Source organism: Streptomyces sp. 2A115, from assembly GCF_052245575.1.
Taxonomy (GTDB): domain Bacteria; phylum Actinomycetota; class Actinomycetes; order Streptomycetales; family Streptomycetaceae; genus Streptomyces.
The window spans coordinates 227,613-240,915 of record NZ_JBQQCG010000003.1; the positions used below are offsets into that span (position 1 = coordinate 227,613).

Below are 13,303 nucleotides of genomic sequence, written 5' to 3' on the forward strand. Positions count from 1 at the left end.
CGCGGCAGGCACGCAGCGCGACCCGCGGAAGTACCCCGGGCCAGGCCCCTGTCCGGCCCAGCGCGGTGCGCCATCCGTGACAACTGGTCCCTCAGGTGGACGACTTGAACAGGACCGGGGCGCCCCCGCGCGACACGATCCGTGTCATGCGCTCACTTCGCCGCCATCCTCTGTTCGTCCCGGCGCTGCTGTGCGCGCTGGCCGTCCTGGCGGCCCGGCCCCCGGCGGCCACAGGAGACGCCAACGGGTCGGGCGGCGTCAGCGCCGAGGTCGTGCGGCTGTACGAGGAGGCGTCCCTGGCGACGCAGCAGTACGAGGCGGGGCGCCGGGAAGCGGAGGTGCAGCGGGGCCGGGCGCAGCGGCTGGAACGGCTCCTCGCCCGCGAACGGCAGGCCATCGCCACGCTGCACGGGGACCTCGGCCGGATCGCGCGGGCCCAGTACCGCAACGGCGGCGGGCTTCCACACACCGCGCAGTTGCTGCTGGCGGACAGTCCGGAGGAGCTGATGCGCGGTCAGCGTGCCGTCTGGCAGGCCGATCTGGCGGTCAACAACGCCGTCACCAAGAGCCGCCGGGCCGAGGCACGGCTCGCCGCCGATGAGGAGAAGGCCGCGTCGGCCTGGCAGTCGCTGGAGCGGCGCACCGGCGAACTCGCCGAGATCAAGAGGGGGATCGAGCAGAAGCTCGAAGAGGCCCAGTGGACGCTCCAGAATCAGGCGGACACCTCGGTCGCGGCGGGCGCGTGCCGGGGCGCCGTCCGGCTCGACCAGCCGCGAACGGGCTTCACACAGCCGTGGGTCGCGCCGGTGGAGACGTACGGACTCTCCGCGGGATTCGGCAGCGGCGGTGAGCGCTGGGCGAGCCGGCACACCGGACAGGACTTCGCGGTGGCCATCGGCACACCCGTGAGGTCGGTGGGCGAGGGCCGAGTGGTGAAGGTGTCGTGCGGCGGCGCGTTCGGCATCGAGGTCGTGGTGCGGCATCCGGGCGGCTACTACACGCAGTACGCCCACCTTGCCGCCGTGACCGTCGAGCAGGGGGAGCGGGTGGCTACGGGGCAGTGGGTCGGCCAGTCGGGCACGACCGGCAACTCGACCGGGCCGCATCTGCACTTCGAGGTGCGCCTGACGCCGCAGCTGGGGTCGGCTGTCGATCCGCGAGAATGGCTGGCCGAGCGCGGAGTTCAGCTCTAGGTGCGGTAAGGGCGGCGGTGAGGAGCGGTCTCCGGGAGCCCGTCCATTACTTCCGTTACCGATGTGTCCGGTTACCGACGGGCCCTGTCACCGACAACTGGTTACCGACGCTCCGCGAGTATCCGCTCGATCACGACCGCCACGCCGTCCTCGTTGTTGGCGACCGTGCTTCCGGAGGCCGCGGCGATCACGTCGGGGTGTGCGTTGCCCATCGCGTATGACGCGCCCGCCCAGGTGAGCATCTCCACGTCGTTCGGCATGTCCCCGAAGGCGACGACCTCCTCGTGCGAGATGCCGCGCTCGGCGCAGCACAGCGCGAGCGTGCTGGCCTTGGAGACGCCGGGGCCGCTGATCTCCAGAAGGGCGCTGGGGCTGGAGCGGGTGACGTTGGCCCGGTCGCCGATGGCCAGGCGGGCGACTGTGAGGAAGTCGTCCGGGGCGATCTCGTGGTGGTACGCGAGGATCTTGAGCACCGGCTCGTCGGCACCGGGGGCGTCCGGCGCCAGGAGTTTCTCCGCGGGGGCGAGAGTGTCGGGGATCTCCATGTGCAGCTTGGGATAGGCCGGCTCCTGATAGAAGCCGTATGTCTGCTCGATGGCGAACACGGTTCCCGGCGCGGCCTCCCGCAGCAGCCGTACGGCATCGAGCGCGTTCTCCCGCGCCAACTCCCGGATCTTGACGAAGCGGTGGCTACCGGGGCCGCCGTGCAGGTCGACCACGGCGGCACCGTTTCCGCAGATGGCGAGGCCGTGACCGTGGACATGCTCGCTTACGACGTCCATCCAGCGAGCCGGGCGGCCGGTCACGAAGAAGACCTCGATGCCGGCCTCCTCGGCGGCTGCCAGAGCGGCGATGGTGCGCTGCGATACGGACTTGTCGTCGCGCAGCAGGGTGCCGTCGAGATCCGTGGCGATCAGCCGGGGCGGGAGGGTGGAGGCCGGGGTCCCGGGCCGTCGGGTCGCTGAGGTCACCTCGCCATTCTCCCGCATATACGCGCACGGGCGTGCGGCGGTCCGCACAGGTGAGTGACGTACGCCCTCACCTGCAACGGTCCCGTACCACCTCACCTGCGACTTTGTTTTCCGCGCCCCGGAAAGGGCAGCCCTGGGCGAGCCTCAGATCAGCTGCGCGACCGCCTCCATCGCGATGTGCTCGAAGACCTTCTCATCCGCCGCGAAGTCCGAGTCCGGGATGGGCCAGTGGATCACGATGTCGGTGAAACCCAGCTCCATGTGCCGGCCCGCGAAGTCGACGAACGCGTCGAGGGACTCCAGCGGACGACCGCGGTCCGGGGTGAAGCCGGTGAGCAGGACCTTGTCGAGCTCGGTCACGTCACGGCCGACCGCGTCGCACGCGGCGGCCAGCCTTGCGGCCTGGCCGCGAATGGCCTGAACAGACTGCTCGGGAGTGCCCGTCTCGAACAGCTTCGGGTCACCCGTCGTCACCCACGCCTGCCCATGCCGGGCGGCGAGCTTCAGCCCGCGCGGCCCGGTGGCGGCCACCGCGAAGGGCAGCCGGGGGCGCTGGACGCAGCCGGGGATGTTGTAGGCGTCGCGTGCCGAGTAGAACTCGCCGTCGTACGACACGGAGTCCTCGGTGAGCAGCCGGTCGAGCAGCGGTACGAACTCGGCGAAGCGGTCGGCCCGCTCGCGCGGTGTCCACGCCTCCTGGCCGCTGCTCAACAGCGTCGTGGCGTCGAAGCCGGAGCCGCCCGCGCCGATGCCCAACGTGATCCGGCCACCGGAGATGTCGTCGAGCGAGATCAGTTCCTTGGCGAGGGTCACCGGGTGCCGGAAGTTCGGAGAGGTCACCAGCGTGCCGAGGCGCAGCCGGTCGGTGGCGCCCGCGGCGGCGGTCAGCGTCGGCACGGCGCCGAACCACGGCCCCTCGCGGAAGGTCCGCCACGCCAGATGGTCGTACGTGAATGCGGTGTGGAACCCGAGCTGCTCCGCGCGCTGCCACGTAGCACGCCCTCCCTCGTGCCAGCGGAGGTACGGCAGGATCACGGTGCTCAGACGCAGACTCATGCCTCAGAGCCTAAGCGCAGTCGCGGGGCACTCCCGCGTCGGCAGATCGGTGAAGGCGGACGCCGCCGGAGAGTGAGGATCGGGCGCGACCGGGGTCGGGCAGAGCTGTGCGCGGCCGGTCAGCGCGGGGCGGGAAACCGTAGGTAGCGCGGCGGAACGGCGGCTGTAAGCCAGACGCCGTTGGCGCTGACGTGGAAGATATGGCCGTCGCGGTGCATGGCGGCGGCGTCCACGGAGAGCACGACGGGGCGGCCGCGGCGGGCACCGACACGGGTCGCGGTCCCGCGGTCGGGCGAGAGGTGCACGTCGTGCCGGTTCATGGGTCTCAGGCCCTCGGCGCGGATCGCGTCCAGGCTGCCGGCAGCGGTCCCGTGGTAGAGATACGCGGGCGGCGTGGCCGGGGGCAGACCGAGGTCGACCTCGACCGAGTGGCCCTGGCTGGCGCGGATCCGGGTGCCCTCGATCGCGAAGCGCCGCTTGTCGTTGTGGGCGACCACGTGGTCCAGCTCGTCCCGGGTGAACCGGAAACCATGCGCCGCCGCCGCGGTCATCAGTGTCTCGATCTCGACCCAGCCGCCCTCGTTCAGCGTGAGCCCGATCCGCTCGGGCTGATGCCGCAGATGCTTCGAGAGGTACTTCGACACCTTCACGGTGCGTCTTTCATCCATAACGCGTTCGGACATGGCGCTTTCATCCAAGGTGCTTTCGTTCCTGTCGCTTTCGTTCATCCCGCCAGAGTGCCTGGCGAGACGCTGATCACGCATTTGATTAAGTGCCGCAGGTTTGATCCACAGCCAAGTGCGTTATCCACAGGGCCAGTTGATGGTTCTGTGGACAACTCACAGGCGTTTTAGGATGGTGCGTTAATATTGTTCGCCTTGGCATGGTTTGCGGCGAGTGTGTCCAAGGCCCGTGCCTGGACCTCCCGTTCGGTGGCCACGGCGATGAACTCGGCCGCGTTCTCCGCGCCAACCAGCGCATCCACCGCGTCCATTGTCGCCGCGGGGATCGCCACCGATCGCGCCTCTTGCGTATGTACCTGGGGCTGCCCCGTGCCAAGATGCCGGCGCAGATGCCGGTTGGCGAACAGCCGCATCGCCCGGGCGAGTTCGGCGTCCACGGTCTGCCTTGCGAGCGGCCGCAGCCGACGTACGAGTGCGGCCGCCTCGGCCGCTTCGGCATCGCTCGGCGGATGCTCGCCGAGATAGCGGGCGAAGACATGCTCGGTCGTGAACTCCAGGAAGCGCGCGGCGATGTGCTCCACCTGGCCCCTCAACTCCCGCAGATGAACCGAGATCGCGGACAGCGGAACACCCGCCTCGTACAACTCGGCCGCCACAGCCAGCTCTTGAGGGCTCGGCACGAGGAACGTGTCTTCCTGCCCTGGAACGCGTTCGAGCACTCCGAGATCGACGGCGTCGGCCACCGCAGCGTCGTCCGGGGTGCCCCCGAAGCGCTCGTCGAGTTCGGCCCGCGAGATACGGACCGCCTCCTCGTCCGTCCACGGCCCGTCGACCTCGGCGACCAGGCCGAGCACGCCCCCGAGGCCCCGGCCCGCGTCCCACGCCTCCAGGAGCTCCTTGATGGAGGCCAGCGTGTAGCCGCGCTCCAGCAGGTCGGCGATCTGGCGCAGCCGTGCCAGATGCGCGTCCGAGTACACGTTGGCGCGGCCGCGCCGCTCGGGGCGGGGGAGCAGCCCGCGGTCCTGGTAGGCACGGATTGTCCGGACCGTGGCACCGCTGTGGTGCGCCAGGTCCTCGATCCGGTACGCGACGCCGACCGGCTCGTCGTTCACGGCCCCTGCCTTCCCGTGTCCCTACGCGATCGTTTCCCGTGTTCTTACGCGATCGCCGCCCGGCCGATCGCTCCCGCGGCCGCCCGAGCCGCTGGCGACCGTGCCAGATACTCGACCGCCCTGCGCATCGAGCCCTCCCGCGACGGATGGTACGAGCGCCGCAGATAGCGCGGTACGGCGGAGCCGAGCTCCTTCCACGTGGGCAGCAGCCCCCTGCGCACCGCCCGGTTGTGCGCGCCGAGCGAGTAGCGCAGCCGGCCCGCGAGCTGCGGGTCGTGGCGTACGAGACAGGCGGCGCCCCATGCCCACATGTAGAGCATCACGGGAGCCGTGACCGCCATGCCGGCGACCCGGCGCGCGTACCGGGCCGCGCCCTCGCCGCCGCGGTGCTGGTACATGTCGAAGGCGACCGCCCGGTGCTCCACCTCCTCCACGCCGTGCCAGCGCAACAGGTCCAGCATGACCTCATCGGCCCCCGCGCGGTCGAGCCCCTCGGAGGCCAGCACCCAGTCGCCCAGCACCGCTGTGAACTGCTCGATCGCCGCGATCACCGAGAGCCGCAGGCGCAGCCACTCCAGCGCCGCTATCGGTGCGCCGAGCGGTGGAGTCTCGCCGAGAATCTTCCGGAAGAGGAAGTCGACGTGCTTCGTGTACGCGGCCGTGTCCAGGCGCTGCGTGGCCAGGTGTGCCAGCACATAGGAGTGCTGCACGCTGTGGGTTGCCTCCTGACCCATGAAACCTTTGACGTCCTTGAGGAGTTCGGGGTCGCGAACCAGCGGCAGGCCCTCCTTGAAGATCTTCACGAACCACCGCTCCCCCGCCGGCAGCAGCAGGTGCAGCACGTTGATGACATGGGTAGCGGTCGGCTCGTCCGGTATCCAGTGGAGCGGAGTCCTGTCCCAGTCGAAGGACACCCGACGAGGCGTAATTTCGTAGTCGTCTCCGTTGTCACTCACAGCGGCGGCTCCATCCGTGCGATCGCGCGCAGTGCCCTGGGCGTGAAGCGGGACATGAGGTGGGCGCCGCGCGCCTCCGGGGTCACGGGCACCACCGCCTGATTGCGGACGACCGCGCGCAGTACGGCGTCGGCGACCTTCTCCGGCGGGTAGTTGCGCAGTCCGTACAGCCGCGCGGTCTTCTTCTGGCGCCGCTTCTCCTCGTCGGCGTCGACCCCGGTGAAGTGCGCGGTCGAGGTGATGTTGGTGTTGACGAAGCCCGGGCAGATCGCCGAGACCCCGATGCCCTGCCCCGTCAGCTCCGCGCGAAGGCACTCGCTGAGCATCAGCACCGCCGCCTTCGAGGTGCTGTAGGCGGGCAGTGCCTTCGACGGCTGGTACGCGGCCGCCGACGCGGTGTTGACGATGTGGCCGCCCTGTCCGCGCTCGGCCATCTGCTTGCCGAAGAGCCGACAGCCGTGGATCACGCCCCACAGGTTGACGTCGAGGACCCTCTTCCAGTCCTCCGGGGTGGTGTCGAAGAACGAGCCGGACAGCCCGATCCCCGCGTTGTTCACCAGCACGTCGACCACCCCGTACTCGGCGGCGACCTTCTCGGCGAGCTTCTCCATGGCCTGCTCGTCGGAGACGTCGACGGTCTCGGCCCAGGCCGCGGGGGCGCCGATGAGGCGGGACAGTTCCGCGGTGCGGGCCGCGCTCTCCGCGTCCCGGTCGACGGCGATCACCCGCGCGCCGGCCTCGGCGAACGCGAAGGCGGTGGCCCGCCCGATGCCGCTGCCCGCGCCGGTGACCAGCACGAGTTGCCCGCCGAAGCGGTCGGCGTACTTGCCGGTCGCCACCGGCGCGGGCCTCCCGCCCTCGACACCCCTCACGAACTCGGTGATCCAGGCGCTCAGTTGGTCGGGACGTGTGCGCGGCATCCAGTGCTTGGCCGGGAGCGCGCGGCGCACCAGCTGCGGAGCCCACAGTTCCAGTTCGTCGTAGAGCTTCTCCGACAGGAACGTGTCCTCCAGAGGCGTGATGAGCTGCACGGGCGCGTGTGCGTGCGCGTCGGTGCGCGGCTTGCGCAGCCGGGCTCGTAGGTTGTCCCGGTACAGCCACGTTCCATGGGCCGCGTCCCTGGGCAGCGACGGCGTCGGATAGTCACCCGCCGGCACCTTCTCGAGCCGACGCAGGATCCTCGGCCACTGCTTGCCGAGAGGGCCGCGCCAGGCGAGTTCGGGCAGCACGGGCGTGTGCAGCAGGTACACGTACCAGGATTTGGCGCTCTGGCCGAGCAGTTGACCGACCTTGCGCGGCGTCGGCCGGGTCATGCGCTTCTTGATCCAGTGCCCCAAGTGGTCGAGCGACGGCCCGGACATCGACGTGAAGGACGCGATCCGCCCCTCGGTGCGCTTGACCGTGATGAACTCCCAGGCCTGCACCGAGCCCCAGTCGTGCCCCACCAGGTGCACCGGCCGGTCCGGGCTGACCGTGTCCACGACCGCCAGGAAGTCGTCCGTCAGCTTCTCCAGCGTGAATCCGCCGCGTAGGGGCTGCGGCGCTGTGGACCTGCCGTGGCCCCGGACGTCGTACAGCACCACATGGAAGCGCTCGACGAGGCGTGACGCGACCTCGGACCACACCTCCTTGGAGTCCGGATAGCCGTGCACCAGCACCACCGTGGGCTGCGTGGGGTCGCCCAACTCGGCGACACACAGTTCGACTCCACCAGTGCGCACCCAGCGCTCGCGCGCCCCCTGAAGCGTCACTTGTCCTCCGCCCAGCGCCGCACGTGCGGCAGATCGTCGTCCAGCCAGAACGCGCTCTGATCAGGGTCCTTGGAGTCGGTGACCACCAGGATCTCCTCGAACTTCGCGCCCGTACCCCGGAATCCGAGATGCGGCTCGACCGCCCACAGACCCGGTTGGGGCGGATGGTCGGAGAACCGGTAGGGCGACCACAGGGGGGACCAGCCGTCGCGGTGACCGTGGATCGCGTCGCTCGCCAGGCCCTTGAGGGACTGCGCGCCGAACCCGAACAGGCGCGGCGACCAGCGCCGCTCCCTGACCCGGTCGACCTTGTGTGCGATCACCCCGAAGGGGTACGCGCGATGCCGGTTCGCGTAGCCCTGGCGGACCATGAGCCGGTCCACATCCTCGTAGATCTCGCGCAGCGGTCGCCGCTCGCGCACTTCGCGCAGGATCAGCTCGCGGTGCGCCTCCAGGTCGGCGAGCAGCCTGTCCTGCACCGGATTCAGCCCCAGCGAGCCCGAATACCCGATGTCCGCCGTGTAGCCCTTGTGGACCGGAGCCAGGTCGAGGATGAACGGCATCCCCGGCTCCAGGCGCTTGTTGGTGGGGAAGAACTGCAGCGGTATACGGAAGTCCACGAACGCCGTGCGGTCCCCGAACCAGGCGAAGGGCAGATGGAACCAGTCCCGCACCGAGCGCTCGCGCAGCCATTCACGCTGCATCCTCGCCGCCTCGCGCTCGGTCACGCCCGGCTTCAGCTCCGCCGCGACCGCCTCCGCGCACTCGTAGGCGAGGCGCTGCACTTCCCTGAATCCGCGCAGCTCCGCGGTGAGTTCGCCCGGTGAGGGTGATGGTGAGGCCACTGCCGCTGCGGCTGCTGAGGTCATGCCACCGTCCGTCCCATGTCCGGCGTGCGCGCTACGCGCTCGTAACTTGACACTGATGAATGTGACAATTGTTGGCGGCTGCGTCAATAGGCCCGCATGCGACCTGTGGAAAACCGGGCCTATGTGGACAACCGGGCCGACGCGACAACCAAGCGGACGGTGGCCGATCACCGCCGGTTGTTCGACCTCAGGGGGACCCTTACGGGCCCGTACGACTGGAGAGGGACGCCGATACAGCTCCCAGGTCTGACGACGGTTGTGGCCTGCGCCACTACCTTCGAAACGTGACTGTGATCGCGACCGAAAGCCTGAGCAAGCGGTTCCCGAGGGTGACCGCTCTTGACCGGCTCTCCGTGGACGTCGGACCCGGTGTGACCGGACTCGTCGGAGCCAACGGAGCCGGCAAGTCCACACTGATCAAGATCCTGCTGGGTCTGTCCCCCGCCACCGAGGGCCGAGCCGAAGTGCTCGGACTCGATGTCGCCACCAAGGGCGGCGACATCCGTGAGCGGGTCGGCTACATGCCGGAGCACGACTGTCTGCCGCCCGACGTCTCGGCCACCGAGTTCGTCGTCCACATGGCGCGCATGTCCGGTTTGCCCCCCGCGGCGGCTCGCGAGCGCACCGCCGACACCCTGCGCCACGTCGGCCTCTACGAGGAGCGCTACCGCCCCATCGGCGGCTACTCGACCGGCATGAAGCAGCGCGTGAAGCTCGCGCAGGCTCTCGTGCACGATCCGCAGCTGGTCTTCCTCGACGAGCCGACCAACGGCCTCGACCCGGTCGGCCGTGACGAGATGCTCGGTCTGATCCGCCGCATCCACACCGACTTCGGCATCTCCGTCCTGGTCACCTCGCACCTTCTCGGAGAGCTGGAGCGCACCTGCGACCACGTCGTGGTCGTCGACGGTGGCAAGCTCCTGCGGTCCAGCTCCACCACGGACTTCACCCAGAGCACGGCGATCCTCGCCATCGAGGTCACCGACACCGACGAGCACCCCGACGGCACCCGCGCGGTGCGCGACGTGCTCAACGCGCGCGGGATCGACACGCACGACGGCAGCGGACTGCCGGGCGCGGGCCACATCCTGCTGCTCACCGCGGAGGGCGAGGAGACGTACGACGTCGTACGGGACGTCGTCGCCGACCTCGGCCTCGGCCTGGTCCGCATGGAGCAGCGCAGGCACCACATCTCGGAGGTCTTCAAGGACAGCGACGAACAGGCCCTCAAGGACAGTGGCGCGCAGGCCCCCAGGGACGGCGACGAACAGCGGAAGGAGGCGGTCGGCCATGGCGGTTGAGCAGCCCCAGGCTCAGGCCCCGGTTCGCCCGGGCGAGCAGAGCCGGATCCACAACATCGGCTACCGCAACTACGACGGTCCGCGCCTGGGCCGGGCGTACGCCACCCGCTCGCTCTACTCGCAGTCCCTTCGCGGCGCGTATGGCCTGGGCCGGTCGGTCAAGTCCAAGGTGTTGCCGATGCTGCTCTTCGTGGTGATGTGCGTACCCGCGCTGATCATGGTGGCGGTCGCGGTGGCCACCAAGGCGAACGACCTGCCCGTCGACTACACGCGCTACGCGGTCATCATGCAGGCCGTCATCGGCCTGTACGTGGCCTCCCAGGGACCGCAGTCCGTCTCCCGTGACCTGCGCTTCAAGACCGTCCCGCTGTACTTCTCGCGCCCCATCGAGACCGTCGACTACGTACGCGCCAAGTACGCGGCCCTGGCCTCGGCGATGTTCGTCCTCACGGCCGCGCCGCTGCTCGTGCTCTACGTGGGCGCGCTGCTGGCCAAGCTCGACTTCGCCGACCAGACGAAGGGATTCGCACAGGGACTGGTCTCCGTGGCACTGCTGTCGCTCCTGTTCGCCGGCATCGGCCTGGTCATCTCGGCGATCACGCCGCGCCGAGGCTTCGGCATCGCGGCCGTCATCGCTGCCCTGACCATCTCCTACGGAGCCGTGTCCACCGTCCAGGCCATCGCCTTCGAACAGTCCAGCAGCTCGGCCGTGCCCTGGCTCGGCCTCTTCTCGCCCATCACCCTCATCGACGGAGTGCAGACGGCCTTCCTCGGCGCCAACTCCGCCTTCCCCGGAGGGGAAGGCCCCTCGTCCGGACAGGGTGTCGTCTACCTCATCGTCGTCCTGGGGCTCATCGCGGGCTGCTACGGCCTCCTGATGCGCCGCTACCGAAAGGTCGGACTGTGACCACGCTCACCATCGACCACGTCTCTCGCTGGTTCGGCAACGTGGTGGCCGTCAACGACATCACCATGACGATCGGCCCAGGCGTCACCGGCCTGCTCGGCCCGAACGGCGCCGGAAAGTCCACCCTCATCAACATGATGGGAGGCTTCCTCGCCCCCTCCACCGGAACCGTCACCCTTGACGGCCGGCCGACCTGGCGCAACGAACAGATCTACAAGCAGATCGGCATCGTCCCGGAGCGCGAGGCGATGTACGACTTCCTCACGGGCCGCGAATTCGTCGTTGCCAACGCCGAGTTGCACGGCCTCGGCAAGAAGGCCGCACAGAAGGCCCTCGCCACGGTCGAGATGGAGTACGCGCAGGACCGCAAGATCTCGACGTACTCCAAGGGCATGCGGCAGCGCGTGAAGATGGCCTCAGCGCTCGTCCACGACCCGTCCCTGCTGCTGCTCGACGAGCCCTTCAACGGCATGGACCCGCGCCAGCGCATGCAGTTGATGGGCCTGCTGCGGCGCATGGGCGACGAGGGCCGCACGGTGCTGTTCTCGTCCCACATCCTCGAAGAGGTCGAACAACTCGCCTCGCACATCGAGGTGGTCGTCGCCGGACGGCACGCGGCCAGCGGCGACTTCCGCCGGATCCGCCGCCTGATGACGGACCGCCCGCACCGCTACCTGGTGCGCTCCAGCGACGACCGCGCGCTCGCGGCCGCCCTCATCGCCGACCCGTCGACGTCCGGCATCGAAGTGGACCTCCAGGAGGGCGCGTTGCGCATCCAGGCGGTCGACTTCGGGCGCTTCACGGCACTGCTGCCGCGAGTGGCCCGCGACCACGGCATCCGGCTGCTCACGGTCTCGCCGTCCGACGAGTCCCTCGAGTCCGTCTTCTCGTATCTCGTCGCGGCGTAGGAGGCCAAGATGTACGACCCCACAGTCGCCCGGCTCACCTACCGCGGCCTCCTCGGCCGCCGCCGGGCCCTCATCCTGGGCGCCCTGCCCGTCCTGCTGATCGTCATCTCCGTGGCCGTACGCGGCTTCACCGGCGCCGACGACCAGGTGGCCGCCGACGTCCTGGGCGGGTTCGCGCTCGCCACGATGGTGCCCATCATCGGCGTCATCGCGGGCACCGGCGCGATCGGCCCCGAGATCGACGACGGCTCCGTCGTCTACCTGCTCGCCAAGCCGATCAAACGCCCCACGATCATCTTCACCAAACTGATCGTCGCCGTAGCCGTGACCATGGCCTTCTCGGCCGTCCCCACCTTCCTCGCGGGGATGATCCTCAACGGCAACGGACAGCAGATCGCCGTCGCCTACACGGTGGCCGCGCTGGTCGCCTCCATCGCCTACGCCGCTCTCTTCCTGCTGCTCGGCACCATCACGCGGCACGCGGTGGTCTTCGGGCTCGTCTACGCGCTCGTGTGGGAAGCCCTCTTCGGAACCCTGGTGTCCGGGGCACGCACACTCAGCGTCCAGCAGTGGGCGCTCGCGGTGGCCCACAAGGTCACCGGCGGAGACCTCGTCACCTCGGACGTGGGGCTGGCGACGGGCACGGTGCTGCTGGTCGTGGTGACCGTGGCCGCCACCTGGTTCGCGGGGCAGAAGCTGCGGACGCTGACGCTGGCCGGGGAGGAGTAACCGCTCCGGAGAGTCGGGGCGGCTCCACGCGCGCGTGACCGCTTTTCAGGTGCACGCGCGCGTGGAGCCTCTTTTGATCTTGAGATCGGCTTTACACGCGTCACGGCACACTTGTCCGAGGGGATGCACAGCGAGGAGGAACGGGGATGGCAGCGCAGGCACCGCGGAGCGACGGACAAGGGTCCGGCGACGGGCAGGGGGAGTCCGAGGACTCCTGGGACGACCTGGTCCTGGACGATGACTTCATACGGTCCGCCGAGACGGCCGAGCCGTCGGCGCGCGCCCGTATGCTCGCGGCCCGTTGGCGTGACGGCGGGCCCGATCCGCAGCCCTGGCGGTCCGATGAACCACCCGCGGGGTGGTTCTTCAGCAAGGCACGCCGACGCAGGTGGCGCCGCCGGTAGTGGTCAGTAGTGGTTCTGGGGGCGCCACTTGAGGTACGGCGCCCCTTTGGCCGTGGACGCTCTTTTATTCGGTGGCGTCCAACTCGGCGTACAGGCACAGTAGTTATGTCCGAGTCGCCGGGTTCCGCCGGCGCCGCATTCTGGGAGAGGAGCGCGACGATGCCCGTCAGCAGCAGTTCGTCGAGCTCCCAGCAGGGCAGCCCGCGGCGGCCTCCGGAGTAGTTACCCCTCCGTCGAGTCCGCTCCGCAACGGGGAGCTGCCCGGGGCGGCCGCTTCGAGCGCGTGTCTCGCGCGGGCCGCCTTCCCGGAGGATTGGCCGAGCGGTAAGGCACCGGCTTGCTAAGCCGTGGTCGGGGTTTTCCCCGCGCGTGTTCGATCCACGCATCCTCCGCAATCCGCACGACAAGCAGCATGAGAGCGACCCCGGCGCACAGCGACGACAGCTACCAGCCCGGCAGTCGT

Annotated in this window: 13 protein-coding genes and 1 tRNA gene; 7 read left to right on the plus strand and 7 right to left on the minus strand. The window is 69.5% G+C overall.

The features are described 5' to 3' along the window. Window positions 1-146 precede the first annotated feature (146 nt). Entirely contained in the window at window positions 147-1,193 is a 1,047-nt protein-coding gene (locus tag ACTWQR_RS04145) for a M23 family metallopeptidase (RefSeq protein ID WP_443225482.1), read from the plus strand. Window positions 1,194-1,294: 101 nt separating this feature from the next. Here the strand turns inward: ACTWQR_RS04145 and ACTWQR_RS04150 are convergent, their stop codons facing one another. From ACTWQR_RS04150 to ACTWQR_RS04180, 7 genes are all read right to left on the minus strand, one after another. Then, window positions 1,295-2,164 (minus strand): Cof-type HAD-IIB family hydrolase, encoded by an 870-nt coding sequence (locus ACTWQR_RS04150; RefSeq protein ID WP_443225483.1) that lies wholly within the window; start codon window positions 2,162-2,164, stop codon window positions 1,295-1,297. A gap of 144 nt (window positions 2,165-2,308) precedes the next feature. Then, window positions 2,309-3,220, minus strand: coding sequence for an LLM class flavin-dependent oxidoreductase (locus ACTWQR_RS04155; RefSeq protein ID WP_443225484.1), 912 nt, complete (start codon window positions 3,218-3,220; stop codon window positions 2,309-2,311). A 119-nt stretch (window positions 3,221-3,339) separates the two neighbouring features. Continuing rightward, on the minus strand, window positions 3,340-3,888 hold the full coding sequence (locus ACTWQR_RS04160; protein WP_443225485.1) for an RNA 2'-phosphotransferase: 549 nt from the start codon (window positions 3,886-3,888) through the stop codon (window positions 3,340-3,342). 182 nt (window positions 3,889-4,070) lie between these two features. After that, window positions 4,071-5,015: a MerR family transcriptional regulator gene (locus ACTWQR_RS04165; protein ID WP_443225486.1), complete on the minus strand. Its 945-nt coding sequence runs from the start codon at window positions 5,013-5,015 to the stop codon at window positions 4,071-4,073. A gap of 44 nt (window positions 5,016-5,059) precedes the next feature. Then, a complete protein-coding gene (locus tag ACTWQR_RS04170) occupies window positions 5,060-5,971 on the minus strand; it encodes a metal-dependent hydrolase (protein WP_443225487.1) in 912 nt (303 codons plus the stop codon). Next, window positions 5,968-7,722, minus strand: a complete 1,755-nt coding sequence (locus ACTWQR_RS04175; protein ID WP_443225488.1) for an SDR family oxidoreductase — start codon at window positions 7,720-7,722, stop codon at window positions 5,968-5,970. The genes ACTWQR_RS04170 and ACTWQR_RS04175 overlap by 4 nt, the downstream gene beginning before the upstream one ends. Beyond that, complete coding sequence (locus ACTWQR_RS04180; protein ID WP_443225489.1) at window positions 7,719-8,591, minus strand: M24 family metallopeptidase; 873 nt, start codon at window positions 8,589-8,591, stop codon at window positions 7,719-7,721. Before ACTWQR_RS04180 ends, ACTWQR_RS04175 begins: the two co-directional genes overlap by 4 nt. Before the next feature lie 290 nt (window positions 8,592-8,881). Between ACTWQR_RS04180 and ACTWQR_RS04185 the strand changes: the two genes are divergently transcribed. From ACTWQR_RS04185 to ACTWQR_RS04210, 6 genes are all read left to right on the plus strand, one after another. Beyond that, complete coding sequence (locus ACTWQR_RS04185; RefSeq protein ID WP_443225578.1) at window positions 8,882-9,892, plus strand: ABC transporter ATP-binding protein; 1,011 nt, start codon at window positions 8,882-8,884, stop codon at window positions 9,890-9,892. Further along, complete coding sequence (locus tag ACTWQR_RS04190; RefSeq protein ID WP_443225490.1) at window positions 9,882-10,799, plus strand: ABC transporter permease; 918 nt, start codon at window positions 9,882-9,884, stop codon at window positions 10,797-10,799. Before ACTWQR_RS04185 ends, ACTWQR_RS04190 begins: the two co-directional genes overlap by 11 nt. Beyond that, the gene (locus ACTWQR_RS04195) at window positions 10,796-11,707 is read left to right on the plus strand and encodes an ABC transporter ATP-binding protein (RefSeq protein WP_443225491.1); all 912 of its coding nucleotides are present in this window, start codon (window positions 10,796-10,798) and stop codon (window positions 11,705-11,707) included. Before ACTWQR_RS04190 ends, ACTWQR_RS04195 begins: the two co-directional genes overlap by 4 nt. A gap of 9 nt (window positions 11,708-11,716) precedes the next feature. Beyond that, the gene (locus tag ACTWQR_RS04200) at window positions 11,717-12,436 is read left to right on the plus strand and encodes an ABC transporter permease (protein WP_443225492.1); all 720 of its coding nucleotides are present in this window, start codon (window positions 11,717-11,719) and stop codon (window positions 12,434-12,436) included. 146 nt (window positions 12,437-12,582) lie between these two features. Beyond that, window positions 12,583-12,840, plus strand: a complete 258-nt coding sequence (locus ACTWQR_RS04205) for an SGM_3592 family protein (protein WP_443225493.1) — start codon at window positions 12,583-12,585, stop codon at window positions 12,838-12,840. Between the two features lie 307 nt (window positions 12,841-13,147). Then, a tRNA-Ser gene (locus ACTWQR_RS04210) sits at window positions 13,148-13,232 on the plus strand. The last annotated feature ends 71 nt before the right edge of the window (window positions 13,233-13,303 follow it).

Excerpts from the sequence above, each read along its gene's own strand:
- ACTWQR_RS04145 (WP_443225482.1), top strand. The coding sequence starts at position 147 with ATGCGCTCACTTCGCCGCCATCCTCTGTTCGTCCCGGCGCTGCTGTGC.
- ACTWQR_RS04155 (WP_443225484.1), bottom strand. The coding sequence starts at position 3,220 with ATGAGTCTGCGTCTGAGCACCGTGATCCTGCCGTACCTCCGCTGGCAC.
- ACTWQR_RS04160 (WP_443225485.1), bottom strand. The coding sequence starts at position 3,888 with ATGGATGAAAGACGCACCGTGAAGGTGTCGAAGTACCTCTCGAAGCAT.
- ACTWQR_RS04180 (WP_443225489.1), bottom strand. The coding sequence starts at position 8,591 with ATGACCTCAGCAGCCGCAGCGGCAGTGGCCTCACCATCACCCTCACCG.
- ACTWQR_RS04190 (WP_443225490.1), top strand. The coding sequence starts at position 9,882 with ATGGCGGTTGAGCAGCCCCAGGCTCAGGCCCCGGTTCGCCCGGGCGAG.
- ACTWQR_RS04200 (WP_443225492.1), top strand. The coding sequence starts at position 11,717 with ATGTACGACCCCACAGTCGCCCGGCTCACCTACCGCGGCCTCCTCGGC.
- ACTWQR_RS04205 (WP_443225493.1), top strand. The coding sequence starts at position 12,583 with ATGGCAGCGCAGGCACCGCGGAGCGACGGACAAGGGTCCGGCGACGGG.